The organism is Akkermansia muciniphila, assembly GCF_002884975.1.
Taxonomy (GTDB): domain Bacteria; phylum Verrucomicrobiota; class Verrucomicrobiia; order Verrucomicrobiales; family Akkermansiaceae; genus Akkermansia; species Akkermansia muciniphila_C.
In genome coordinates this window covers 276,135-300,185 of record NZ_PJKB01000003.1, presented here as the reverse complement: position 1 = coordinate 300,185, position 24,051 = coordinate 276,135, and the positions used below count along the sequence as shown (strand labels likewise).

At 58.6% G+C, this 24,051-nt stretch carries 18 protein-coding genes; 5 read left to right on the top strand and 13 right to left on the bottom strand.

Annotation, left to right across the window (positions count from 1 at the left end; all coding sequences use genetic code 11):
- Positions 1–111 precede the first annotated feature (111 nt).
- Together CXU21_RS11155 and CXU21_RS11150 are read right to left on the bottom strand one after the other, a co-directional pair.
- Positions 112–1,143, bottom strand: coding sequence for a YeiH family protein (locus CXU21_RS11155; protein WP_102713007.1), 1,032 nt, complete (start codon positions 1,141–1,143; stop codon positions 112–114).
- Positions 1,144–1,263: 120 nt separating this feature from the next.
- Positions 1,264–2,163, bottom strand: coding sequence for a LysR substrate-binding domain-containing protein (locus CXU21_RS11150; RefSeq protein ID WP_102726187.1), 900 nt, complete (start codon positions 2,161–2,163; stop codon positions 1,264–1,266).
- Between the two features lie 367 nt (positions 2,164–2,530).
- On the opposite strand from CXU21_RS11150, the gene CXU21_RS11145 reads away from it, so the two are divergent.
- Positions 2,531–2,950, top strand: a complete 420-nt coding sequence (locus tag CXU21_RS11145; protein ID WP_102712757.1) for a hypothetical protein — start codon at positions 2,531–2,533, stop codon at positions 2,948–2,950.
- Positions 2,951–3,062: 112 nt separating this feature from the next.
- On the opposite strand, the gene CXU21_RS11140 is transcribed toward CXU21_RS11145, so the two are convergent.
- From CXU21_RS11140 to CXU21_RS11115, 6 genes are read right to left on the bottom strand one after another with little or no spacing between them, the layout of a single operon-like run.
- Positions 3,063–4,172, bottom strand: a complete 1,110-nt coding sequence (locus CXU21_RS11140) for a glycoside hydrolase family 43 protein (protein WP_102712755.1) — start codon at positions 4,170–4,172, stop codon at positions 3,063–3,065.
- Between the two features lie 21 nt (positions 4,173–4,193).
- Positions 4,194–5,339 (bottom strand): glycoside hydrolase family 43 protein, encoded by a 1,146-nt coding sequence (locus CXU21_RS11135; protein WP_102726073.1) that lies wholly within the window; start codon positions 5,337–5,339, stop codon positions 4,194–4,196.
- Complete coding sequence (locus tag CXU21_RS11130) at positions 5,336–6,586, bottom strand: prenyltransferase/squalene oxidase repeat-containing protein (protein WP_146017066.1); 1,251 nt, start codon at positions 6,584–6,586, stop codon at positions 5,336–5,338. Before CXU21_RS11130 ends, CXU21_RS11135 begins: the two co-directional genes overlap by 4 nt.
- Positions 6,587–6,590: 4 nt before the next feature.
- The gene (locus CXU21_RS11125) at positions 6,591–7,826 is read right to left on the bottom strand and encodes a prenyltransferase/squalene oxidase repeat-containing protein (RefSeq protein WP_102712751.1); all 1,236 of its coding nucleotides are present in this window, start codon (positions 7,824–7,826) and stop codon (positions 6,591–6,593) included.
- Positions 7,827–7,842: 16 nt separating this feature from the next.
- Positions 7,843–9,027, bottom strand: coding sequence for an HlyD family efflux transporter periplasmic adaptor subunit (locus CXU21_RS11120; RefSeq protein ID WP_102726072.1), 1,185 nt, complete (start codon positions 9,025–9,027; stop codon positions 7,843–7,845).
- A gap of 14 nt (positions 9,028–9,041) precedes the next feature.
- Positions 9,042–9,722, bottom strand: coding sequence for a hypothetical protein (locus CXU21_RS11115; RefSeq protein ID WP_146017065.1), 681 nt, complete (start codon positions 9,720–9,722; stop codon positions 9,042–9,044).
- A gap of 188 nt (positions 9,723–9,910) precedes the next feature.
- On the opposite strand from CXU21_RS11115, the gene CXU21_RS12235 reads away from it, so the two are divergent.
- The 4 genes from CXU21_RS12235 (at position 9,911) to asnS (ending at position 13,932) form a co-directional block, all read left to right on the top strand.
- A complete protein-coding gene (locus tag CXU21_RS12235) occupies positions 9,911–10,609 on the top strand; it encodes a hypothetical protein (RefSeq protein WP_146016611.1) in 699 nt (232 codons plus the stop codon).
- 38 nt (positions 10,610–10,647) lie between these two features.
- A complete protein-coding gene (trxA, locus tag CXU21_RS11105) occupies positions 10,648–10,965 on the top strand; it encodes a thioredoxin (protein ID WP_012419743.1) in 318 nt (105 codons plus the stop codon).
- 210 nt (positions 10,966–11,175) lie between these two features.
- Entirely contained in the window at positions 11,176–12,456 is a 1,281-nt protein-coding gene (locus CXU21_RS11100) for a C39 family peptidase (protein WP_180972787.1), read from the top strand.
- A gap of 108 nt (positions 12,457–12,564) precedes the next feature.
- Positions 12,565–13,932, top strand: a complete 1,368-nt coding sequence (gene asnS / locus CXU21_RS11095) for an asparagine--tRNA ligase (RefSeq protein WP_180972810.1) — start codon at positions 12,565–12,567, stop codon at positions 13,930–13,932.
- Positions 13,933–14,085: 153 nt separating this feature from the next.
- Here asnS and CXU21_RS11090 read toward each other — a convergent pair whose 3' ends face one another.
- The 5 genes from CXU21_RS11090 to mpl all read right to left on the bottom strand — a co-directional run bounded on the left by CXU21_RS11090 (position 14,086) and on the right by mpl (position 24,032).
- Positions 14,086–14,829, bottom strand: a complete 744-nt coding sequence (locus CXU21_RS11090; RefSeq protein WP_102726069.1) for a PEP-CTERM sorting domain-containing protein — start codon at positions 14,827–14,829, stop codon at positions 14,086–14,088.
- Positions 14,830–15,194: 365 nt separating this feature from the next.
- Entirely contained in the window at positions 15,195–18,353 is a 3,159-nt protein-coding gene (locus CXU21_RS11085) for an autotransporter domain-containing protein (RefSeq protein ID WP_102726068.1), read from the bottom strand.
- Positions 18,354–19,208: 855 nt separating this feature from the next.
- Complete coding sequence (locus tag CXU21_RS11080; RefSeq protein WP_102726067.1) at positions 19,209–21,218, bottom strand: ATP-dependent helicase; 2,010 nt, start codon at positions 21,216–21,218, stop codon at positions 19,209–19,211.
- 84 nt (positions 21,219–21,302) lie between these two features.
- Positions 21,303–22,622, bottom strand: a complete 1,320-nt coding sequence (locus tag CXU21_RS12530; protein ID WP_219723184.1) for an OmpA family protein — start codon at positions 22,620–22,622, stop codon at positions 21,303–21,305.
- 27 nt (positions 22,623–22,649) lie between these two features.
- Positions 22,650–24,032: a UDP-N-acetylmuramate:L-alanyl-gamma-D-glutamyl-meso-diaminopimelate ligase gene (gene mpl / locus CXU21_RS11070; RefSeq protein ID WP_102712733.1), complete on the bottom strand. Its 1,383-nt coding sequence runs from the start codon at positions 24,030–24,032 to the stop codon at positions 22,650–22,652.
- Positions 24,033–24,051 lie beyond the last annotated feature (19 nt).

Sequence of the window (24,051 nt, the reverse complement as noted above, 5' to 3'; positions counted from 1 at the left end):
ACAGGGTGCGTGTACTATAGCGTTTTCAAACGGTTTGGCTATTCAAAATTCCTCGGAAACCCGGCTCTTCATGGCAGGGAATGCGGAATGATGGTCTTTCCGGAATTTTCCTCAGGCCATCCAGGCCGTAACGCCCTTTACCAGCCAGTATCCCCCGAAGAAGAGCCAGGCGTAAAGCAAGGCCGCCAGCAGGAAGGGCCGCGCCCCAGCTTTTTTAAATTTCTCAAAACTGGATTCGGCGCCCAGAGCCGTCATGGCCATGGTCAGCAGAAAGGTGTCCAGGGTGTTGATGGCGTCCACCAGCCCGGAGGGGAGCAGATCCAGGGAATTGAAACCGATGACGACCAGGAACAGGAAGGCGAACCAGGGAATGGTGATTTTCCGTTTTCCCTCGTTTGTTCCGTTGGCGGAATCCCGGCGTGCCAGGATGATGCTCAGAATGACCAGCACGGGAGCCAGCATCATGACCCGGATCATCTTGACGATGATGGCGGAATCGGAAATGGACTGCCCCATGGCATTGCCCGCGCCTACCACATGGGCCACCTCATGCAGCGTGGCTCCGGTAAAAAGACCCATCTGTTCCGTAGTCAGCTCCAGCATCCCGGCACGGAAGAGGGCCGGATACAGGAACATGGAAATAGTCCCGAAGATGACGACGGTGGAAACGGCTACCGCCGCCTTGTACGGCTTGCTTTTTACCACAGGCTCCGCGCCCAGTACGGCTGCGGCGCCGCAAATGGAACTGCCGATGGAAGTCAGCAGGGCCGTATCCCGGTCCATTTTCAGCAGCCGCCCCAGACCCACTCCAAGGAGGATGGTAAGGGTAACGACAACCGCGTCAATGAGCAGCGCCGCGCCGCCGATGTCAATCACGCTCTGGAACGTCAGCTTGAACCCGTAAAGCACAATGCCGGTTCTCAGAACCTGCTTGGTGCAGAACTGGATGCCGGGGACCCAGGGTTCCGGAAGATGGTTGCGCAGGCTGTTGGCGTAAAGCATGCCCAGCACGATGCCGACGATCAGCGGGCTGAAGGAAAGGTGTTTCACCCATTCAAAATCCGCAATGTAAAAGGCGGAGAAGGAAAACAGGACGATAAGCAGAATGCCGTGGAGCGGATTGGCGAGGTGTTTGGGAGACATGGGCTTTAGAATGATCATCACTGCCGTGGGAAACACCCGGATGAAGGCGTTCTGAAGCAGATGCGAAGGAGGTATACTCCACTATCATGATAAAATCTAATCAGAAATTGTTATAGGCGATTAGATTTTGTTATAATAATTCCGGCAGAATTTAATGAATAACTCATTAATTCTGCTGTGGTCCCCATGCCCGGTGGCAAAATGGAAGGAGCGGCGGATTTCCAATTGGCGGACGTGGATTTTTTTCAGGTCCCCGCGCTTGAGCTCTTCCCGGACCGCGAGGGAGGAAAGAAAGGAACAGGCGGGTGAATGCGCCAGATACAGCTTGATGCTTTCCGTATTCCCCAGAGTCATCAGGATATGAAGCCCGTAAGTGGTTATTCCGTGCGCCTTCAGGGCTTCCTCCACCACCCGGCGTGTTCCGGACCCCGGCTCCCTCATGATGAGGGGAATGCCGGAAAGCTGCGGAAGGGAAAGACCTTCCCGCGGCACGGCGGTGTGGGCGCCTCCGGCCAGAATGATTTCATCCTCCATGAAGGGCAGGTAATGCAGGTCCGTCCGCGTTGCTGTGCCTTCCACGATGCCCAGCTGCACGGCGTCATGCTGTACGGCCTGCTCCATCTCTTCCGTATTGCCGCTTTTCAGCCGTATCCTTATCTCCGGATAATGGCGGTTGAACAGGGCCAGCAGCGGGGGCAGCACGTACTGGGACATGGTGGAGCTGGCCCCCAGGCTCAATTCTCCGGAAATGGGGGCATCCCGGCCGGAAGACATGTCCTCCTCCAGCGTTTCATATTCTTTTAAAATGCGGCGGGAGTGAGCCAGCAGGCGGGCGCCTTCCGTCGTCAGGGCGATGCCGCGGCCCTCTCTCTTGAACAGGCGCACGTCAAGCAGCCGTTCCAGTTCCTTGATATGGCGGGTCACAGCCGGCTGGGTAATGAACAGCTCCTCCGCCGCGCGGGTGAAGTTAAGCCGCCGCGCAACGGTCTCAAACACTTTCAGCCGGAAATCCGTAATCATGGAATGATGGCATTCAACCATTTCACCCGGTCCCCGGCAAGGTTCTTTCCCGGTTTTTACCGGCTCCCTCCCGTTTCCGGAGCGGTCCCTTTCAGGAATTCCTTGTACTTGTCGGCATCTTCCGGAGAAATGTAATGAACAGGCATTTCTTTCCGGTACTTGCTTTTCCGGTTTCTCAGTTTTTTAAGTTTTGGAAGCGGCTTTCTGCCGTGGCGCCGATGCAAGACAGAAAGGAGGAAGGGTTTTGAATGTGGATGCACTTTTGCTTGAAGGTCAGATTGTTGTTCTCTGTGGCCGGACTCCGGAAAAGACACTGCGGTCACTCACGGTCTGAACGGTTGCGGGCGGAAGGGACTCCAATGCCTATATGAAACTGCAATCCATGATCATTGTCGGCGGCGCCAGCCTTTTACTGCTGGGCGCCTGTTCGCCTTCATCATACCAGACCACGTTCCCGGAACCGGCGTATGTGAAGGTTTCCACCAATAACGGAGCGTATGCGCCTTATCCGGATAATCCCGCAGGGCAGCAGGAACTGGTATACTGGTATGATTCCCTGACCACTCCCATGACCGTAGTGGCGGAAGTTCCCCCGACCCCCATTGTGACCAAGGGCCCCGGACCGGTGATTCTTGATTCCGACGGTTTTTCCGCCAAACTGTACCGCGACAGGACGGAAGTGAAGAGGAAGGACAAGGACGGCAACTGGGTCACCAGCATGCGCCCCACCACCCCCGCCGACCAGCGCATGAGGAATTATCTGATTGCTTCCAAGAAGGCCCGCTAACCGCGGCTTTCATCAATTAGAATACGTTTAACCGCGTCCGGCCCGCTTTCCCCTTGAACGGGAAGCGGGCCGGAACTATTGTGGGTATCTTTTTCAGGCGGGAGGGAGGCGCTTACAGGTCTTTTAATGTCCATTCATCCTTCCATTCCAGAATAATCTGGTCCCCGTCCCATTTCATGGGCAGCCACATATGCCGCCCGTCAATGGCGTTTTTGGGCCGCCAGATGTCCGCCATGAAGATGAATTTGCCGGGCTTGCCCTGCACGGGCAGGATGTAGGTGCTCTGGCCGCCGAAGGTGATGCCGGCTTTGGGCCCCACGCACGGGTTCTTGAGTTCCGTCCACGGCCCGGCGATGTTTTTGGCTACGGCGCTGCGGGCGGCGTTGGGCGCCCAGCCGGAGCACCCGGAGGCGATAAGGTAGTATTTCCCGTTGTGTTTGCAGATAGCCGGGGCTTCCATGTAGCGGTTGACGAAGGCCCGGACATATTTTCCCGTATGTCCCGTGTAGTCCGGCGTCAGTTCCGCGATGTGCAGGGTGATGTTGCCTTCCGAAGAATAGATGTGGTAGGCCTTTCCGTTGTCGTCCACAAAGATGGTCATGTCACGGCTCATCTGGCCTCCCGGGTAATCCCTGCGGATGATGCGGACGTAGTCGGGCATTTCCTTGGTGAACTCGGTTGTCCGGTCCTTTTTGTCCAGATTCATGGGCCATTTGCCCGGATTGACGCGCCCGGCCTTCAGGAAGGTGAACGGGCCCGTCGGCTTCGTGGCCGTTGCCACGCCCGCATATGCGGAGCCGTAACCCTTGCCCCTGAGTTCCAGATGGAACCACATCACGTATTTTTTAGTCTTTTTGTTGTAGACCACCTTGGGACGTTCCAGGATGCACCCTTTGGCGATGGGGTGGGAGTTGTCCCCTTCCACCACTTTCAACGCAATGCCTTCGTCCTTCCAGTTGTACAGGTCCTTGGAGGAGTAGCAGTGCACGCCCACCTGGGCGCGGTTTCCGGCGTCTCCCTCCACCTTGTGCTCCCCGTACCAGTAGTAGGTGCCCTTGTCGTAAAGGATGCCGCCGCCGTGGGCGTTAATGTGCACGCCGTTGTTGTCCGTCCAGATTTCTCCGGGCTTGAAAGACGTGTGCCTGACGGGGGCGTCAGCCGTGGCAACGGGGAAAAGGCAATAGGCCAGTCCGGCAAAAAAAGTAAGCAGAAGCGGTTTCATGAGCAATGGTCGCAAGGGGGGTTACATGTCTTCCAGTTTCCATTCATCCTTCCATTCCAGCTTGATCTGGTCTCCGTCAAACTGGATGGGCAGCCACAGGTAGCGGCCGTCAATGGCGTTCTGGGGCCTCCAGATATCCGCCATGAAGATGAATTTGCCGGGCTTGCCATGCACGGGCAGGATGTAGGTGCTCTGGCCGCCGAAGGTTCTCCCCGCCTTGGGTCCCACACAGGGATTCTTGAGTTCCGTCCACGGTCCGGCGATGTTCCTGGCTACGGCGCTGCGGGCGGCGTTGGGCGCCCAGCCCGTGCAGCCGGAAGCGATGAAGTAGTATTTTCCGTTGTGCTTGAAAATGGCCGGAGCCTCCATGAAACGCCCCGGGAAGACACGCACGAATTTCCCGGTGTGTCCGGTATAGTCCGGCGTAAGCTCCGCGATGTGCGTGGTGCTGTTTTCTTCCGAGGAATAGATGTGGTAGGCCTTGCCGTTGTCGTCCACAAAGATGGTCATGTCACGGCTCATCTGGCCCTTTTCAAAGTCTTTCTTGAACATGTCCTCGGAACGGACTCCTTCCGGCAGTGCGCTGGAGGTCAGGCCGGGCACTCCCTTGAATGTTTTCATGGTCTGATCCTTTTTGTCCATGTTCGCGGGCCATTTGCCCGGGTTGACGCGCCCGGCTTTCAGGAAGGTGAACGGTCCCGTGGGTTTGTCAGCCGTCGCTACTCCGGCGTAGGCCGCTCCGTAGCCTTTCCCCTTGAGTTCCAGATGGAACCACATCACGTATTTTTTAGTCTTTTTGTTGTAGACTACCTTGGGGCGTTCCAGGATGCACCCTTTGGCGATGGGGTGGGAGTTGTCCCCTTCCACCACTTTCAACGCAATTCCTTCATCCTTCCAGTTGTACAAGTCCTTGGAGGAGTAGCAGTGCACGCCCACCTGGGCGTAGTTCCCGGCGTCTCCCTCCACCTTGTGCTCCCCGTACCAGTAGTAGGTGCCCTTGTCGTAAAGGATGCCGCCGCCGTGGGCGTTGATGTGCACGCCGTTGTTGTCCGTCCAGATTTCTCCGGGCTTGAAGGAGGAATGTTTTTCCGGGGTCTCTCCGGTGGAGATAGCGGCCGCGCCGCAGAACAGGCAGAGGGCGGCAAGTGATTTAAGGGTCCTGGTCATGGCTGAATGGATTTGGGCGTGATTAGTGGTTCAGGGGGCGTGCCGTAGAGCTTGTCCCATGCGCGGGAAAGGGCGTACAGGGCATAGCCGGTACCATAGAATTTGTGGTAATTGTACAGGGGATAGTCCCACCAGGAACCGTCTTCACCTTGCCGGGTGAGAATGTCGTTCGCCAGCAGAGACGCATGCCGTTTTACCCTGTTTGGGGGCAGCATGTCCAGACACATTCCCGAATAATAATATCCATAATAAAAAAAGTAGCCGGAGTTCTGGGCAAAACTTTCATGCGGCGTCGGCTTGTGAAGGGCCATGGCCAGCCAGCCGCGGCGGCTCCACAGACGGTCCAGCCCGTCAATGAGCTGGCGCAGGGAGACGGCTTCCGGCTCCCACAGCCTGAGGGCGTAATCACAGGCGGGGGTGCGGGCCAGGCTGCCGGTATGGCGGTTGATGGGACGTCCGGGATAGAAGGCGTGCCCCAGGGAATAGACGTAGGTTCCCGCCGGTGTCCTCTGGGCCTTCAGGAATTTCAGCGCCCGGCGGAATACCTTGCCGTCCAGGGAAAGATGGAATGTCCTGCCGGCCATCCAGGAGGAGATGAGCACCGTTCCCGTCAGGAAGGAAGTGGGTTCCGCCGCAGGACGCCGGCTGTAGCCGGTGTAGGTCAGGTAGCCCCAGCCGCCTTTGGCGGAGGCCAGCTCATTGATCCTCTCCATCTGGAACCGGGCGCAGTCCATCAGTTCCCGGTAGCGCGGGCTGTTCCGGTCCAGGCCGGCTGCCCGCATGCTCATGGCGTCCAGCACGTAGGTGTGCGCCCAGGTGTTGTAAATGCAGAGAGCGTCCCCACGTTTCAAATGGGGCATCGTCCGGATCAGGTAGTCTTCCGCACGGGTCATGGCCTGCTGCACGGCCGGTTCGTCCCGCAGGGGGCTGGCGTTCAGCCCCACGATGCACAGGGCCGTGCTGGCCGTTTTAAACGTCAGGGGGCCGTCCGGATAGGGACAGAGGATGTTCCAGGTGCCGATCACGCGGTGATCACCCCAGGAGCCGTCCTTGTTCTGGCTTTTCAGCAGGAAGTCCGCGCCGCGGCGGAATGCCCGGTCAAACTGCACGGCTTCCGCAGGGGGAACGTCCGGGATTTTGGCGATGGGGACGGTATCCGCCTTGCCGCGGGCGGGGGATTCCGCTTCCACTGCGGCAGCGTGCAGGGTGGCTGTCAAAAACAGGCTGGTCAGCAGCAGGCGGAACATGGGGTCAGGGGGCGGGCGCCGGGCTTGGTGGATACAGGGAATCCCGCACGCGGGAAACGGCAAACAGGGCATAGCCGGTGCCGTAGAATTTGTGGTAGTTGTACAGGGGGTAGTCCCACCAGGAACCGTCCTTTTCCTGCATGGGCAGCAGGTCGGCCGCCAGATGGGAGGCATGGCGCTTCAGGCGTTCGGCAGGCACTTCGGAAAGGCAGCGGGCGGCATAATAGTAGCCGTAGTAGAAAAAGTAGCCCGCATTCTGGGCAAAGCTTTCATGCGGGATGGGCTTTTTCACGGCCAGTGAAAGCCAGCCTCCGCGGCTCCAGATGCGTTCCAGGCCGTCTTCCAGCTGAAGCCTGGAAACGAAGTCCGGATCATACTGAATCAGGGCCAGATCACCCGCCGGGGTACGGGCCAGGCTGCCGGTGTGGCGGTTGATGGGCCTGCCGGGGTAGAAGGAGTGGGAGAAGGAATAAACGTAGCTCCCGGCGGGAGTGCGCAGTTTTTCCAGCCCGGCCACCGCCCGTTTGAGGATGCGGGGATCAGGCTTGAGGCCGAAGGCCCGTTCCGCATCCTTGTAGGCGATCAGCACCGTGGCGGTCAGGAAGGAAGTAGGTTCTCCGATGGGGCGTTTGGAGAAGGTCTGGAACGTGTAGTAGCCCCAGCCGCCCTGGACGTCTGCCATCTGGTCCAGCGCTTCCATCTGCAGCGCCGCCACTTTTTTCAGCTCCGCGTACCGGGGGGAATCTTCTGGAAGGTCCCGGGCCGCCCTGCACAGGGCGGAAAGCCCGTAGGCATGCCCCCAGACGCCCAGCACGGTGCGCGTGTCCCCGCGTTTCAGGGTGGGAAGCGTGGTGAGCAGGTACTGGATGGCCTTGTCCAGAGCCGTTTTCACGGCCGGGTCCTCTTTCAGCGGGCTGGTGAGCAGGCCGATCACGCACAGGGAGGTGGAGGCGGTCCTGAATGACCTGGGGCCTTCCGGATAGGGGCAGATGACGTTCAGCCCCTTGGTAAGCGTGTGGCTTCCCCAGGAACCGTCCCTGTTCTGGTTGTCCAGCAGGAAATCCGCCGCCTTGCGGATGGAGGCGTCCAGCTTTTCCCGGGAGGGTGGCGGAACATCCGGCACCCTGGCGATGGGGATGGTATCCCTTTTCTCCTTCTTTTCCGTATTTCCCGGTTGCGCGGGAGCGCAGAGCGCCGTACAGGCGCCCAGGGCGGCGAGAAGGAGGATAGCCTTGTTCATGGGGGTCCGTAGGGGCTTACGCCTGCTGGTCCTTGAGCGTCACCTGGACGGGGAGGCCGGGTGCGAATATCTGGCTGGCCGGAACCTTGGGCGTGATGATGATGCGCCGCTTGCCGTCGGCGCCCGGAATAGGACTGGCTTCCGTGATTACGCCCGGAATCTGCATGTTCGTCACCTTGATGATGACGGGTTCCCCCACCTTGGGCGTGGCGGTGGAATCCGGCAGGGTAGCCTGAACGATCAGTTCCGAATCAGGGGGGACGATGGTGGCTATTTTATCAAAGGCTTCCAGCTTGCCGCCGGGCTTCAGCTTTTCCGCTACCGGAATGGCCACCCATTTGTCCGCCACGTAGCCGCCGTAAAGGAGGATGCCGCTTTCCGGCGCCTTGAAGGCGGCCATTTCCCGGTCCGCTTTCAGTTCATTGTATTTGTCCTGAAGGCGGCGCAGGGAAACTTCCGCTTCCGTCAGGGCTATCTTTTTCTGTTCCAGGTCAAAGTCCGCCTGTTTTTTAGCTTCCGCCAGGTCTGTCTGCTTTTCCCTGACCGCAGTGGCGTAATCTTCCCCCAGGCGGTGGATGTTGCGCAGCTTGGCAAGCTCCGCAACGAGCTTGGCCCCCTGCACGGCAAATTCGCTTTCGCCCAGTTCGTTCTTCAGGCGCTTCAGGATGATTTCCTCCGTTTCTTCCGCCACCTGGTCGTCCTTGTACATCTTGGTGAGCTGGTTCAGCTCCTCCTGCTTGTAGGACATGTGGCGCAGGGCCCGGTTCACGCGTTCCTCCTCTTCCGCCAGCATGCGGGCCTTCCGTTTTTCCAGAAAGTCCTTCTGGTCCTCTTCCGTGCGCGTCAGGGCGGTCTGGTATTTTTGCAGGGCCATGGCGGAGCGCTCCTTCTGCTGGTCCAGGGCGTAACGGAGTTTCAGCACTTCCAGGTTCTTGCTTTTAATGGTGCGTTCGTAGTCCTCAATGCTCCTGTCCAGGATGCGGAAGTCAGCCTGCGCCACAGATTCTCCCTTTTTCACGGAACTGCCCTGTGACATGATGCCCAGAAGGAAGATGTCGGAGGTTCCCTTGGGGGAAAAGGAAATGGATTTGGTGTTCTTTTTGGGCAGCAGGATGCCCGGGGCGATGGAATCCGCCATGGCGGGGACTCCCATGATGAGAGCGGCCAGAAGGCCGGCGGTGGTGAGGGATATGCGCTTCATATGGAATGGTGAAATCAGGACTGGTGGGCGGAGAAGGGGACGAAACGGCCCTTCTTTCCAAGAAGAACGGTGTGAAAGGTGGTTTTCTTTCCTTTATGTGAGGCAGGCACGGCTTCCGTGCTGACTTCAAAGCCCGCTTTTTGCAGGGTGCGGGCCAGGCGGGTGTCCGGCCGGGCTATGGTGATGACCAGCAGGCCGCCCTGCTTGAGCGCGGCAAAATAGTCGGAAGCCTCCGCTACGGTCAGGTTCATGCGCTCATGCGTGGAACGGCACAGGATGGCGTGAAAGCTCTTCGGGTTCTTGCGGGCCACCTGGAGCGCGGGGGTGAACTCCACGCTGACGCGGGGATCGTGCAGGAAGCCGGGGCGTTCTTTGTCCAGCAATTGTTCATGCCACTCAACGAGCTGTTTGCAAGGTTCCCCCACAATGAAGCTGGCCTTTTCCCTCTGGACCTGGTCCATCAGGGCAAATAGGGTGAATCCCAGGCCAAGCCCGTCCAGGAGAAAAGCGGGCTGGTTGGCCCTTTTTACCGGGGCTGCCGCCATGGCTGCGGCCGTTTCATTGCTTCCATGGGAAAAACTGGACGCCATCTGCATGCCGTCACGGAGAAGAAAATGGAAGCCGTCCCGTTCCCAGAGTTCAAGAAGGGAACCGTCAGGCAGGTTGGTGGAAGCTAATTTGGTAATGGGTTTCATATGAAATAATGCCGGATACACAGCGTAGGAAAGAACGCTTTTCAGGGCAAGTCCGGACAGCGTGTTTAGGATGGAATACGGTTCAAATTAAAAAAAATTGCACGGAATTCAGGCTTTGCGCATTCTTTTTCTTGATTTACGGACGGAAATAAGCGAGAGCTATCGTTCAGCACAGCTATTTTTCCGATATGAGTAATCCACCTCCCCCCTCCATTCCGGGCGGTACTCCGCCCCCGCCCAGCATCCCGACTCCGCCGGCAGCTCCCTCCGTTCCCACGGCACCTGCGGCGCCTCCCGCAGCCGGCGCTCCTGCGGCTCCCGCCGCTCCGCCCGCAGCTGCGGCGCCCACCATCCCCCTGCGTCCCGCCGGACTTGGCGGAGGCATCAAGCTTGGCGGCGGGTTGAAGACAGTTGCTCTTGGGTCCGCCACCACGCCCGTCGCGCCTCCTGCCGGTGCGGCTCCCGCGGCTGCTGCGCCTACCGTTCCCCTGACGCCTCCCGGCGCAGGAATGGCTACCGCCCAGCTTCCGCAGGCCACCATCGGGCTGAATACCGCTCCTGCGGCGGCTCCCGTTTCTTCCACTTCCTTTACGGCCAAGAAATTTGAAGAGGATACGCAAGCCGCCCCCAATACGCTGCTGAATGTCCTTTCCTTCGTGGCCCTGGCTTTCGCGCTGATTTTTGTTGGCTATCAGTATTCCACGGATACCCTGGAAGCCCGCAGCATGACGGGCTGGCTGGGCGGCGACTCCAAGCCTGCCGCCGCGGCCCCTTCCTCCTCTGATGAAGAAGCCACGGAGGATACGGCTGCTGACGAGTCTTCCGATGACGCCTCCTCCGACACAGCCGCTGACGAGTCTTCCGACAGTGCGGATGCAGAAGAATAAGTGAACATAATCATTGTTGAAATACTCTAAGCGGTACTATGGCAAACGTATTTTCCGAAGCAAATTTTGAGGACGAAGTTCTGAAGTCCGACATCCCTGTGCTTGTCGACTTCTGGGCTACATGGTGCGGTCCCTGCCGCATGATCGCCCCGATCATTGACCAGCTCTCCACGGAACTGGCCGGCAAGATCAAGGTGGGCAAAGTGGATGTGGACGCCAATAACGGCCTGGCCGCTACCTACGGCGTGCGCACCATTCCCACGCTCCTGATTATCAAGGATGGGGAAATTATGGACACGATGGTGGGCGCCTCTTCCAAGGACGCCATCATGCAGCGCTTGCGCCCGTTCATGTAACCGGACTGGTTATTCATTCAAGCCGGCCTGTTGCGGATTCACCGCGGCAGGCCGTTTTTTTTGACAGGAATTTCCCTGATGCAGGGAAGGAAACGGCCGCGCTTTCCTCCGGTCCGGGTGATTCCTTTTTTCTTGGCAGAACCGTCATGGGAGAATACATTGTCAGTATAAATCCCGCACCGCGGGATGGCCCTCAACTCCTTTTCCGTGATGCGATTCATCTCTTCAGTCCTGTCCCTTTTTTCTGCCTGCTGTCTTCTTCCCGCCGCCTGGGGCGCGGGAGACATTGCTCCGGATTTGAAGTCCGGTGCGTTCTGGAGTCTGCCGCAGCCGGATTTGTTCGGAAAATATTTTAACGGAGAGTCCGGAGGCTGGGTGGACAAGGGAAAGACCCAGCTGCGGATTGCGAAGCCTGCGATCAAGCTGGGGAAAATGTCCCTGGGGGAAATGCTGGTGCACTGGAAGGAGGGAGTTCCCCAGTCCATGACCATCATGATGTATAACAAGGGGGACAACGGAGCCATTGACAAGGAAGAGTTTGAAAAGCGCCTGGACCGTATCCGGGAGGCCCTGACAGAGCTCACCGGAGTGCAGCCCAGGGAATACCGCGCCTCCCGGCGGGAAGCGGTGGTGAAGGTGAACGGCTGGTCCTGGAGCTGGGACAAGGGGGCGATTGCCCTGGAGATCAATACGTCCAAGGATGGCAGGGAATTTGAAGCGGAATTTATCCGGTTGAAGGCTGGTCCCACGGAGGCTTCCATCGCGCGGGGAGACACTTCCTCCCGCGCCAAGAAGGCTGACGTGAAACAGCATGTCAGGAAGGAGGGAAAACGCGTGGTGATCCAGGATATTCCCATGGTGGACCAGGGGCAGAAGGGTTATTGCGTGGTGGCTACGGCCGCCCGCATTTTTGCCTATTACGGAATGGATTACGTGGACCAGCATGAGCTGGCTTCCCTGGCCAATTCCTCCGCTGAAGGAGGCACCAGCACGAAGGAAATGGCGGAGAACCTGAAAAAGATCGGGGCGCGCTTCCAGATCCGGATCAAGGTCCTGGATTCCCTGACCGATGCCCGGGATTTCAGGAACCTGCTGAAAGCCTACAACCGCGCGGCGTCCAAATTGAAAAAGGAAAAGTTCGAGGATGAGTATGACTGGCCCGGCTTCTGGGACAATGCGGACGGAGAAGTGCTGAAACTGGCGCGGGCCGGATCTCCTTCCCAGATGGATAAATGGCTTAATTCCATCAAGCCCTACATCTCGGCGGGCATTCCCGTATTATGGTCCGTGCAGCTGGGCGTAGTTCCGGAACCGATGCGCATTTCCCAGACGCGCGGGGGCCACCTGAGGCTCATCATCGGCTTTGATGAGGAAAAGAAAACGCTGATCTTCTCGGATTCCTGGGGAGCGGACCACACGGAGAAAGAAATGCCGCTGGCGGACGCCATCGCCATTACGACGGGGCGGCAAGTCATGCAGCCTTCCAAGTAAAGCGGCTTTTCCTTCCCCTCTTCCGCTGGCGGAAACGCCGGATTATTCTCCGCGCGGGAAGGTAATTCTGCTGGAATGGGAAAGGCGCTGTATTATACTTGCGCCATGATCAGCAGAACATTGGTGAAGCGTGCCCTGGCCAGTGAGGCGGAAATGCCGGACGTACTGATTCAGGGCTGGGTGCGGACGCGCCGTGATTCCAAGGCTTTTTCCTTTCTGGAGGTGAATGACGGTTCTTCCGTAGCATCCCTTCAGGTGGTGGCGGATGAAGGCATTCCCGGTTATGAACGGATCGGGGAAATGACAACCGGGTCCGCCGTGAGCATCCGCGGAGCTCTCGTCGCCGGGCAGGGCAGGCAGCGCTGGGAACTGCGCGCCTCTTCCCTGGAGCTGGTGGGGACCGCCCCGGATTCCTACCCCCTGCAAAAAAAGGGGCATACGCCGGAATTCCTGCGTTCCATTGCCCATCTGCGGCCCCGCACCAACCTGTTCGGCGCCGTGTTCCGCATGCGCAGCAGGCTGGCGTTTGCCATTCACCGGTTTTTCCAGGCCAGGGACTTTTCCTGGGTCAGCACGCCCATCATTACCGCCAGCGACTGCGAGGGTGCGGGTGAAATGTTCCGCGTAACGACGCTGGAGGTGGGTGACGCCGCCTCCCATGACGCTGCCCGTGATTTCTTCGGCAAGGCGGCATACCTCACCGTGAGCGGCCAGCTGGAAGGGGAAGCCTTTGCGTGCGCCCTGAGCAATATTTATACCTTCGGCCCCACCTTCCGGGCGGAAAATTCCAATACCACGCGCCATGCGGCGGAATTCTGGATGGTGGAGCCTGAAATGGCCTTCTGCGACCTGCACGGGGACATGGACATGGCGGAGGCGTTTATCCGTTTCCTGGTCAGCGACGCCCTGGAAAACAGTGCGGAGGAAGTCGAATTCCTGACCAGGTTTGTGGACAAGGGGCTGAAAGAGCGGCTGGAGCACGTGAAGGAAACGCCATTTGTGCGCTGTTCCTATACGGAGGCCGTGGACATCCTTCTCAAGAGTGGAAAGGCGTTTGATTATCCCGTTTCCTGGGGCATCAACCTTCAGAGCGAGCACGAACGCTTCCTGACGGAAGAGCATTTCAAGTGCCCGGTCATTGTGTACAACTACCCTAAGGAGATCAAACCCTTCTACATGCGCCTGAATGAGGACGGAAAAACCGTTACCGCCATGGATGTGCTGGTGCCCGGCATCGGCGAAATCGTGGGTGGGAGCCAGCGTGAAGAGAGGCTGGATATTCTGCTGGAAAACATGAACCGCATGGGCATGAATGAGGAGGCGTACCAATGGTATGCGGACCTCCGCCGTTACGGCACCGTGCCGCATGCCGGATTCGGCGCCGGGTTTGAACGCCTTTTGATGTTCATTACCGGGGTGACTAACATCCGGGACGTGCTGCCCTTTGCGCGCACTCCGCGGAACTGTGAGTTCTGACCGGAAACCAGTCCGTTTTTCCGTCCGGGCCACGCGCAGGCTGGCCCGGAGCGGAGCTTCTGGCACATGAGGGATTGACGCTACGGTAAAAGAAAACCCCGGCTTTCCCTTTGGGAGCAAGCCGGGGGTAAAATCGTTTCTGCGGCAGAGAGGCTACTGTCTCTTTCTTCTTAACAGCAGGGCGCCCAGTCCCAGGAGACTCAGCGTAGCCGTTGCGGGTTCCGGAACGGTTTCATAGTTCACGAGCACCTTGGTAACGCCGTTTTCCGTGACCTGCGTTACAGTCGCATGAACCTGGGAGTTGCTGGCGATGTTCAGTCCGCTCAGGTCCAGGTTGAGATTGCCTCCCTGCTGGCCGGATTTGATGGAAGCCAGTTCAATGGTGCCGCTTCCGGAAAGGCTGTTCATGTCCAGCGTGCCGGTGAAGGTGACGGTCTTTCCGTTGGTCCAGAAGTTGGTGAGGTCCGTGGCAACCCAGGAACCGTGTTCCGCTGCAGAAAAGGTGCCGAAGTCCAGCGTAAAGTCGCGGCCCAGCCCAAAGGCGTTGGTAGATTCGAATACCAGTTGGGAATTGCCGTCCAGCTTAAAGGAATTGACGTTAAGGTCCCCTATCGTGGTGGTGCAGACCAGGGTGCTTCCGGAACCGATCTGGACCGTATTGGTGGCGCCGAAAAAGGATTGGGCGGTGGACCATGTAACGGTTCCGGCATCTTCCCCAATGACGGCGTTGTCATTGGTGCTGTGCTGCGGATAATAGCCGTTTGGCGTGCCGTTCACGGTCCAGTTATTGGAATCTCCGTAAATCCCGTTTCCTGCCGCTCCGCTCCAGACGTAAGTGGCGGCCTGGGAAATCCCCGCGGACAGGCAGCATAAAATGCAGAATGTAGATAGCTTCATGCTTAACAGATACTTTAACAAGGACACGGATAACGGATTTCCAATCCGGGGTCAATGCAAATGTTTGAAGGAGGAACACATCAGAAGAACATATCTTTATTACAAGTTTAAAGGAAAAAGGAGCCGGGGGTATTTAATTAATTCATAATTCATTATATGTGAGATATTTGTTTTCCGATAAACTGTGAACCGGATTGGAAATCCGTAAAGACGGAAGCCATTTATCGGGGAATGCCGTTTTTAAAAGAAAAGATTTAATGCGCGGCAGAATGCGCTGTGGAAACACACGGAAAACCCTTTCCCGCACCAGGCGGGAAAGGGCCTACCATAACCAAGTAAAAGCATGCGCTGATGCGCCGTCCTACTTAGAACGTATAGCTGATGGCTCCGTTGATGCCCTGGGAGGTCAGCTTGTTGCGGGTCTCGAACTGGTAGCAGATGCGTGCGCCCCAGTTATTGGAGAAGAGCACGTCAATACCTGCGTTCAGGCGGAAGGCCGTACGGCCCACATTCACGCCGCGCACGTTCCAGGCTCCCAGGGGTCCGGTGACGTTGGACTTGGGATTCATGCGGCTCACATCCTGCGCCGCGGCCACCGTCAGGGCCGGGGTGATGGTGGTGCCGCCGTCCGTCTGGTAGGCGCGGGCGATGGTCACGCCCAACGGAATGGTCCAGTTCTGGGCGCGGGCGTGGTCAAACGTACGGCCGTAAGGCCCGGATTCCGAGAAGCCCTTAAGCTCGGTGGTCATGAATTCGATACCCGTGTAAGGCGTCACGAAGGCTTTGCCGAGGGCGAAATGTTCCGTCCAGGTGGCGTACAGGCCGCCGCTGAAGGAGTCCGCGTTCTCATTGCCGTTGGCGGCGGTTCCCATGATGTAGGAATTGCCCTTGAACTTGGAACGTCCGTAGGCGCCGTAGCCGTCCAGCGTGAACTTGCTTTCCCTGAAGGGATGCATGCGGCCGTAAATCATGGCCATGAAGGAATCCACATCATAGTCGGAGCCGAATCCGCTCTTGTCCTTGATGTCGCCGAAGCTCTGGCCTACGGCAATGCCGAGCAGGGAACCCTGGGCGGCCTTGTAGTCAATGCCCACGGCATAGCCGCCTGCATTGTACTTGTAGCCGGAGATTCCTCCGCGGGCGTCCTGGTCATCCCAGTTGCCCATGCCGCCTACCCAGATGTTGCCGTTGCCCTGGGCAATCGTCTTGCGGGCGATGGGGGAGCCCTTGGCGTCCACCACTTCAATGGTGGATTCCGTCTGGCGCGCCATGGACGCGGCGGACTGGATGCGGCCCAGGTCGGCGAAGCTCCTCAGCGTACGGCTGGCGGCCCACGCGAAGTTCATCACGTTTTCACCGCTGACGGACTGAATCATGTTGGCAGCTTCATTCGGGTCCGTCACGCGCAGCAGGGTTTCATAGAACTGGGCGGCGGGAGAACCGGCGGCCACGTTCAGGCGGTTGTTTTCCAGGGCCGCGGCTACGGTGTAAACGTTGCCGTTGTAGCCGGACATGGGTCCGTCAATGCCCCTCATGGTCTGGGTGAGGGTGGTGGTGCCTTCCGTCGTTCCCGGAGCCATGGTGGTGGTCAGGAAGAGGTTGTTAAGCAGGCGTCCGGAAATATCCGTGCCGTTCAGCGTAACATTTACGCTTTCGGAGCCCTTCTTCAGCTGGGCGATCGGCACGGGGTTGCCCGTGGCGTCGGATACCTGGATGCCCACGCGGGAATTATCCGTGAACGTGGCGGGGGTGCCGAAGTCAAGCACGGAGCCGTCGCTCAGCAGCAGGGTGGAATCACCGCCGAAGGTGGCGGAAGCCCCCTTCATGGTGGAGTTCTGCGCCAGAGTCACCTGCCCAGTCCGGATGTCATAAACGGTATCATCCGTTCCCATCACGGCGGCGCCGATGGACTGGAGGGGGCCGACCTTTCCGGTAGCGGCGTCCACAGTGCCGAAGGTGGCGTGGCCGATGATCAGGTTCCCTTCAAGCTGCTGGTAGGTGCCTCCGAACGTATCGGTGGCTTCGCCGCTGCCGTAGACGAGGGTGCCCGTGCCGGTCTTCGTCATGACAGTCTGGTCAGCGGCCAGCGGGGCCGGATCAGCCGTGGGGGCTGCGGGCGCCGCAGTGTCAATGCCGTCATTGATGAAGGTGTAGGCGGTCCCGTCCGTATAAACGTTGATCTGGGTGTTCTGGCCCGCATGCACGGAACCGAGGACGCCGTTGGACGTGTTGTCGGAAAGAATTACGCCGGAACCGATGTACAGGGTCTGGCCGTCCGCCAGGTTGATGGCGGCCTTGCCGGCGTTGGTGGTGGTGTTGCCTACAACCTGGGCGCCGTCTCCGATGGAGATTTGGCCTCCCGCGTTGATTACGCCGTCAGCAGTGGTATTGCCGGTGACCACGCTGTCTTTGCCGATGGCAATGTTGTCGTCCGCCGTCAGGGTAGTGTTCCCCTTGACGGTGGTATTATTGCCCAGCGTGATGCTGCCTTCAATGGTGTCCAGCTTTTCCGTGCCCACGACGGTGTTCCAGTTGCCGTCATCATTGCTGTAGACGGTCTTGTTCAGGTCCATGGATTCCGCGGAAACGGTGGTGCCGTTCAGGACGGTGTTGTCTCCCAGGGAAATATGGCCGCCCTGGGCCTTGATGTCGATGGCTCCGGCCGTGGTTTCACCAAGGATGATGCCGCCGGAAATGCTGTCATCCATGGAGTCGATGACGGTTTTGCTGTTCTGGTTGTTACCCGCGTCAAATTGTTCCGTAGTCACGGTGCCGATTCCCGCCGTGGAGGTCACGTCTCCGTTCAGCGTAACTTTGGCATCCGGATCGCTGGTGATCTGGCCGGTAGCCGTCACGGTGTCCTGCATGGTGACGTTGTTGCCCAGGACCACAGCCTGTTCGTTGGAATTATTGTAGGTGTCGTACGTCGTCCTGGTGTAGGCCTGGCCTGCCGGGGGCGTGGCGGGGTCCACCGTGTGGGCTGCCTGGCCGGTGACGGTCACGGCTTTTTCCATGGTGACGTTGTCGCCGATGCCTACCTGCCCATTGGTGGAAGTGACGGTGGCGCCGACCGTCTTGGGATTGGCGGCGTCATTCGTGCCTTCAATGGCGATGTTCCTGCCGTCAATGGTGGTGGTGTTCGTGGCGTTTGTCACCAGGATGTCATTGTCGCTTCCCAGGGGTTCGCTCAGCGTGATGTCGTTGAAGCTGACCTGACCATTAACCAGATCATAGTTGAAATTGACTAATTTGCCGCTGGCATCCGTCATCTGGACGGTCACATTGCCCGTTCCGGAGATGGCATTCAGCTGGGCCCGTTGTTCCTGGGTCAGCGTAATGTTGTCGGAACCTGCCGGCGGAGTGATAATGATGGTTGATGCTTCATTGGAAGCGGCAGCCTCGTTCCAGGCCGTAACGAATGTATCGGCGCTGTTGGCTGTGTAGTTGGCTGCGGTAGCAACGGATAAACTACCGAGGCAGGCGATCACCGCTGCCAGCAGCATATGTGGGAGTCTTAATTTCATGCTTTTTTTATTAGTTTAATGATTAGGTGGTTATGCGTTCGTGACAATCACGGCGCTCAAGAGATTAGATGGCTCCCATTCCGGGCCGTTCAAGGACATGACAAGGGGGAAAGTGATAGAACCTGAAAATGAAATGTCTCATAATGAACAACTTACGCATAATCTCTAAATGTGTCATTCATGACGGAGTTTTTAAGCCTGATAATGAACAATAATTCCATGAGGCATGAGGAGAATTCATTCCCCGGACAAATAAAATAATCGCATTGATAATGAATGTGATATGACTTCTTCAAAAGTCTCTTTCATCCGTGCCGGGACTCTGCCATCATAAGGAACGTCAAAAATGTTCAGTACATGGACGGAAAAAATCTGTTTTCAGTGGTAATTGGGGTGGGTACGCCGTGTTTCCTTCCTTCGTGTGCACCCGTTGAAAAAGGTCCGGATCCAAATATGGACGGGGAAGGGTAATCCTCTTCTCTGTCAATAGGCGCCATGGCGTCACCGGGGATGCGCGGCCTTCAAAAATTTGGAACCCCTGGAACATGGAATGAATTGTGCAGATGGTAAAGGCATGTGAACAGGAATTAGGAGAAAACAGCTATTATATATAGTGAGGCGGAAAAAGGGATGAACCGCACCATCATCCATGAGGCCAAGGTTCTCAAAAAGGCAGCGTTCCATGAAAAAAAATCCCTTTCCGGGAAGCATGAAATGGAGCCGGGCCGGAATTGGCGGAAGCCCTCAGGCGGATGCGTCAAGCGGCTTCCCAAATTTCCGGAGAGCGCTTTTCCTTTCCTGTAGAAAAGGATTAGGGACGGTGCATATCTGCTCTATTACAGAAGGGAGGGAGGTTCACTCCACCTGCCATTCCTCCACCAGGCTGGCGGGGAATTCATCCAGAAAGCGGGAGGGCATCTGCATGAAGGTTCCTCCCTGCGCGCGGCAGTTCCAGCGGGGGTAGGTCAGGTAAAGCTGGTCCTTGGCGCGGGTGATGCCCACATAAAAGAGGCGGCGCTCCTCTTCCAGCCCCGCCAGGTCTCCGTCATCAATCACGCGCTGGTGCGGGAACATGCCGTCGCACAGGCCTATCAGGAAGACCACGGACCATTCCAGCCCCTTGGCCTGGTGGATGGTGGACAGGGTGACGGCTCCTCCGGAGAGGTCCGCGGCCGCGCTTTCATCATCCGTATTGCCCAGCAGGGAAAGCTGGGAGAGAAAATCCTCCGCGGAGTCAAAGCGTTCGGAAAATCCGGCCAGATGCAGCAGGTCCTGCCTGCGCTGGTCATAGTTTTCAAAGGCGGACTGCATGTACTCGTCATACACGGCTTCATTGATGGAGAGGAGCATGGAGGCCGGCCCGGCGGTTTTACCGGCAGGGGCCAGTTCATCCAGCGTGTAGCAGAGCTGCGTCCAGCCTGTTTTGGACTTGGCCGGAACCGGAAAGTCCAGCATCAGGGCGGAGAAGGATTCCGGCGGCGTTTCCATCCGGCTTTCCGGGCAGGCGGCCCAGCGCGTCCAGAGCTTCTGGGCCATGCCGGGGCCGATGCCGGGCAGCAGCATCACCATGCGGCGGAAGGAGAGTTCATCCCTGGGATTGACCACAAAGCGCATGAACGCCACTACGTCTTTAATGTGGGCCTGTTCAAAAAACCTGATGCCGCTGGTGATGCGGAAGGGGATTTCCCCGCGGGTCAGTTCCATCTGCAGTTCCATGCTGTGGAAATGGGCGCGGTAGAGCACGGCTATTTCATTGGGGTCCGTGCCTTCTTCAATGAGGTCCCGGATGCGCTGGGCGATGAATTTGGCCTGCATCCGGTCGTCATTGAGCGGGACAAGGGCGGGCTGCATTTCCCCGGTAGGGCGCACGGAGCGGAGCTGCTTTTCAATCTGCACCTCGTTGGCGGCGATGGCGGCGTTGGAAAGCTCCAGTATCTCCGGCACGCTGCGGTAGTTGGTCTCTATCTTGAAGGTTGTTGCGGCCGGGTAACGGGTGGTGAAGCTGAGGATGTTCTCCATGTCCGCCCCGCGCCAGGAGTAGATGCTCTGGGCGTCGTCCCCCACCACCATGAGCTGGCCGTGCTCCCGGGACAGCATGTCGATGAAGCGGCTCTGGAGGTAATTGGTGTCCTGGTATTCGTCCACCAGGATGTGCTGGAAGCGGGAGCCGTACAGGGCGCGCAGGTGTTCCTGCTCCTGGAAGAGTTTCACGACGTTGAGCAGCAGGTCGTCAAAGTCCATGCTGTTGGTCTCCTGCTTGCGGGCCACGTACTGCCCGTGCACGTCCAGGATGGCGTCCAGATGGTTGGAAAGGTACGGATAGGCGTTTTCCAGCGTTTCCTGGATGTTGGCGCCCTCATTATCCGCCAGGCTGAACAGGGAGGAAAGAACCTCCGCCTTGGGGAAGCGGGTGGACTTTTCATCCAGCTTGAGCGACTTGACCACGCTTTTGATCATGGATTTGCGGTCGTCGGAATCCATGATGGTGAAAGCCGGGGTATAGCCCAGGTATTCCGCATGCTGGCGCAGAATGCGGTTGGCAATGGAATGGAAGGTGCCGCTCCACAGGCGGGACAGGTCCAGCGGAATCAGGGAGCGTACCCGCTCCGTCATTTCCCGCGCCGCCTTGTTGGTGAAGGTCAGCAGCAGGATGTTCCACGGGTCTGTGCCATGGTCCAGAAGCCACGCCACGCGGTAGGTCAGCGTGCGCGTTTTTCCGGAACCGGCCCCCGCAATGACGAGCGCCGGTCCCGGTTCCGAGGAAACGGCGGCGTACTGTTCTTCATTGAGGGCCGTGCGGTAGTCAATCCCTGAGATGGGCGCGGCTGGCGCGGCATCCTGCTTAATGACGTAACGGCGGGCCATGGGGTTTCAGTTAATAGTTAATAGAGAATAGTTAATGGAATTGGCTGAAAAACTTTTCTCTCCACTCTCCACTCTAATCACTCTTTAAAAGTCCAGGTACATTTCCGCACGGCGGTTTTCCTTGCGGGCTTCATCACGCGTTCCTTCGTCCGCCGTGGGGGAGTAGGTGCGGCGCGGCTGTGATTTGCCGAACCCCTTCGTGACGATTCTTTCCGCAGGCACGCCGAACCGGACGAGCTGGGCCTTGACTGCCGCCGCCCGGCGTTCGGAGAGGCCCTGGTTGTAGCGTTCGCTGCCCACGTCGTCCGTGTGGCCGCTGATTTCCAGTTTCTTGCCGCCGTCCATCTTGATGGCTTCAGCCACGATCTGGAGCTGGCGTTCGGAACGTTTGGAGAGGGCATCCTCATTAAAGCCGAAGAACAGGGCCAGGGAATCCCCCCCTTGCGGGTTTTTCACAATGGGAATGAAGATGTCGTCTCCGGCGCCCTGCCGTTTGGTATAGGCTTCCAGCATGCTGTCCAGGGAGGCTTCCGCAATCAGCCATTGTTCATCCTTTTTGGCTACGGTCAGGCCCACGTTGCCGGCTTTCCGGCCCTGGGCGTCCTGAAGGTGCACGAAGAACCCGGCATTGGTGGGCGCCTCATAGGCGGTCTTGATGGGGGCATCCTCCCGGAGGCGGAAAGCCCCTTCCTCAAACAGGATGCACAGTCCGGCCACGGTGGCGTCCTGCACCCTGGCTCCGTCCACGAATTTCCGCGCCGTGCGGAAGTCCGCCTTGGCTACGGCATCCATGAAAGAACTGACGACGCCCATGGGATCATTCATGGCCATGGGGGCGGCCTTGTCCTTCGCCAGGTCCTGTTTGCTGGGCAGCGTCAGGTTATCCAGCGTCCACTGCTGCTGGTCATTGCGTTTCATGTCCAGGTAGCCGCGCGCGCCGCTGCTGAAATTGAGCGTGTACCTGGCCGTAGGGTTGGTGCCCTGGTTGTTGGCGCCAATGCTGGTAATGCCGGGGGTGGAAAGGCGCACGTGGCGCGCATCCATGAGCTCCCGGATGGTGCGGCTCTGCGCTTCCGTGACGGCCTTCTGGATTTCCAGGGATTTCAGGGTATCCGTATCCCTGTCCTGGATGACTTTGGCGATGGCCTGGGCCAGCGTCTGGGGGGAGCTGAGATTGACCAGGGAGGACGGCGTGGCCGTCTGCCGGCTGATGTCCTCCTTGGTAAGCGGGTCCACGGTGGGCTGGGGCGTCACCGTCTGGCGCGCCGGAACTTCCGTTTGCGCCGCGGGTTCCGCGGCGGCAGGCTCGTCCTCCCGGTTGCCCAGGAACAGGAAGACCAGGGCCAGGCTGCCTACGACCAGGAAGCTGATGATGAAGGCGGTGATGGTGGATGCGTTTTTCATTGGAGATGAATGGTGTGGGAAAAAGGGTCAGGCGTTCAGGGCTTCCAGCAGTTTGGCGTGAATTCCGTCAAAACCGCCGTTGCTCATTACCAGAATAACGTCTCCCGGCTGGGCTTTCTTGCAGACGGCGGAGACGATTTCCTGCGCATGGCCTCCAATGAGCGCGTCCTTGCCCAGCGCGGACAGGTCATTGGAAAGCTTGGTGAGGTCCAGGCGCTCTTCCAGGGCCACCTTGTCCGGGTGGTCCACGGCGGCCACTACGGGGAAATCCGCCGTGGCGAGGGACAGGGCCAGTTCACTCTGGAAGATGTTGCGGCGCGTGGTGTTGGAGCGCGGTTCAAAGATGGCCCAGATGCGTGAGTCCGGGTAGCGCTGGCGCAGCCCTAGGATGGCCTGCCTGATGGCCGTGGGGTGGTGCGCGAAGTCGTCCACCACGGAAATGCCGTTAACCACGCCCTTGACTTCCTGGCGGCGCGCCACGCCCTCAAAGCGGGCCATGGAGTCCGCGAGCTGCTTGACGTTCAGGCCGGCGAACTGCGCGGCGGTGATCGCCATGGCGGCATTGCGGATGTTGAATTCCCCGATCATCGGCACGTAGTACCTGGTGCCTTCCAGCGTGAAGTGGCTTCCGTCCGTGGAAGTTTCCACATCCAGGATGCGGATATTGGAGGAGTCGGAAAAGCCCAGCGTCTTGACGGGGCAGGGCGCCCCCTTCACCACGTCCAGGCAGTTGGGGTCGTCCGCGTTCACCAGCGCCAGGCCGTTGCGGGGAATGATCTTGGTCAGGCGGCGGAAGCTCAGTTTGATTTCTTCCAGGGAGTTGTATATGTCCGCATGGTCAAACTCAATGTTGTTGATGACCACAAGTTCCGGCAGGTAGTGCAGGAACTTGGAGCGTTTGTCGAAAAAGGCCGTGTCGTACTCGTCCCCTTCCAGCACGGAAAAGTCGGAATCCGTGAAACGTCCGCCGCGGCCCAGGTTGCGGGCGATGCCGCCGATCATGAAGCTGGGGTTCAGGCCGGAGTCTTCCATGAGCCACGCAAGCATGGATGTGGTGGTGGTTTTCCCGTGGGTGCCGGTCACCACGTAGTTGCGCTTGCCGCGCAGGAAATATTCCTTCATCGTTTCCGGCAGGGAGAGGTAGCGCAGGCGGCGCTGGAGCACGGCTTCCACCTCCTCATTGCCGCGGCTCATGGCGTTGCCGATGACGATGACGTCCGCATCCTTGGGGATGTTGGCCGCCTTGTAGCCTTCAAACAGGGTGATGCCCTCGTCCTCCAGGAAGGTGGACATGGGGGGGTACACGTTGGCGTCTGACCCGGTGACGGTGTAGCCGCGGCGCGCCATGGCGGCGGCTACCGCCCCCATGGCGGTTCCGCAGATGCCGAGAAAGTGAAAATGATTGTTCATGACGGAAGAGGAATGAAGC